The sequence below is a fragment of the Streptomyces sp. AC555_RSS877 genome, assembly GCF_019049245.1.
In the GTDB taxonomy this organism is placed as follows: domain Bacteria; phylum Actinomycetota; class Actinomycetes; order Streptomycetales; family Streptomycetaceae; genus Streptomyces.
In genome coordinates this window covers 1-1,862 of record NZ_JAGMUK010000185.1, presented here as the reverse complement: position 1 = coordinate 1,862, position 1,862 = coordinate 1, and the positions used below count along the sequence as shown (strand labels likewise).

The following is a 1,862-nucleotide window of genomic DNA, read 5'->3' as shown; positions in this document are numbered from 1 at the left end:
GCAAACTCGACCGCAGGGCCCTTCCCGCCCCCCACTACGCCACCGCGGCCGCCCGTTCGAGCCGGGGACCGTCCTCGGTGCAGGAGGAGATCCTGTGCGGTGCGTTCGCAGAGATCTTGGGGCTGCAGAGTGTGGGCGTAGACGACGACTTCTTTGAGCTCGGCGGGCACTCGCTGCTGGCGACCCGGCTGGTGAGCCGGATCCGTACGGCACTCGGCGTGGAAATGGAAATCAGGACGCTGTTCGACGCGCCGACTCCGGCCGGTGTGGCCGGCATGTTGGCCGGAGCGGACTCGGCCCGTACCGCACTCGTGACGAGGGAGCGGCCGGAGCGGGTGCCGCTGTCGTACGGGCAGCGCCGGCTGTGGTTCATCGGCCAGCTGGAGGGCCCGAGCCGGACCTACAACAGCCCGGTCGTGGTGCGCCTGGCGGGACAGCTGGACCGGCAGGCGCTCGGTCAGGCGCTGACCGATGTCATCGGGCGGCACGAGGCGCTGCGAACGGTCTTCCCCATGGCCGAGGGCGAGCCCTACCAGCAGGTTGTCCCCACCGACGAGCTCGCCTGGGATCTCAACGTGATCGAGGTGAGCGGGGGAGATCAACCGCACGAAGACCCCCGCCTGCTGGACCTCGACGGTCTGTCGTCGCACACATCGGTGATCAGTATGCCGACGATCGAGCCCTCTCCGGAGCTGCCGTCCGGTGAGATCGACATGGACGACATGGCCGCAGCGATGGCCCGAGCCGCGGGCTATGCATTCGACCTGTCGGCTGAGGTGCCGGTGCAGGCCTGGCTGTTCGGGGTGCGTCCGGACGAGCACGTGTTGGTGCTGGTGGTGCATCACATCGCGGCCGACGGCTGGTCGATGGGGCCGTTGGCGCGGGACGTGTCGACGGCGTACGCGGCACGGTGCGCGGGTCGGGAACCGGTGTGGGACGCGTTGCCGGTGCAGTATGCGGACTACGCACTTTGGCAACGCGAGCTGCTCGGGGATGGTGATGACGCGACAAGTCTGATGGCACGTCAGATGGAGTACTGGCGTGACGCCTTGGCGGGGTCGCCGGAGGAGCTGGGGCTGCCATTCGATCGGGCACGGCCAGCGGTGGCGTCGCATCGGGGGTTCTCGGCGGGGTTCGCCGTGCCGACCGAAGTGCATCAGCGGTTGCAGGGGCTGGCGCGTGCTGAGGGCGTGACGGTGTTCATGGTGCTGCAGGCGGCGCTCGCGGTGACGTTGCATCGGCTGGGTGCGGGGACGGATATCCCGATCGGGTCGGCGATTGCCGGGCGGACGGATGAGGCGCTGGATGATCTGGTCGGCTGCTTCGTGAACACGCTGGTGGTGCGTACGGACCTCTCCGGTGATCCGTCGTTCACCCACTTGCTGCAGCGGGTGCGGGAAACAGGTCTGCAGGCGTACGCGCATCAGGATGTGCCGTTCGAGCGGCTGGTGGAGGAGCTGGCGCCGGCCCGGTCGCTGGCCCGGCATCCGCTGTTCCAGGTCGTCCTTACCAAGCTGAATGCCTCCTCCGGCTCGGAGACGGATGCGGCCACCCTGTCCCTGCCCGGAATCCGCTCCACCCCGCTCTTCCTCGGGAAGCCGTCCGCCAAGTTCGACCTGGATGTCATGGTCGAGGAGGACTTCAATGCGCAGGGCGAGCCGGTGGGGGTGCGGGGCGCGGTGACGGTGGCCGCCGACCTGTTCGACGAGGCCATGGTGGGGCGGCTGGCAGAGCGGTTCATCCGAGTGCTGGTTGCATTGGCGGAGGATCCGTCACTGCGGATCGGCGCGGTGGATGTCGTCGACCCGGTTGAGCGTCGGCGGGTGTTGGTGGAGTGGAATGACACCGCTGTGCCGGTGGCT

General features: G+C 68.6%; 1 protein-coding gene. It reads left to right on the top strand.

Annotated elements, in window-relative coordinates:
- Positions 1-77 precede the first annotated feature (77 nt).
- Positions 78-1,862: condensation domain-containing protein (locus tag KUM49_RS41680; protein WP_308406989.1), on the top strand; the 1,785-nt coding region annotated here is incomplete at its 3' end.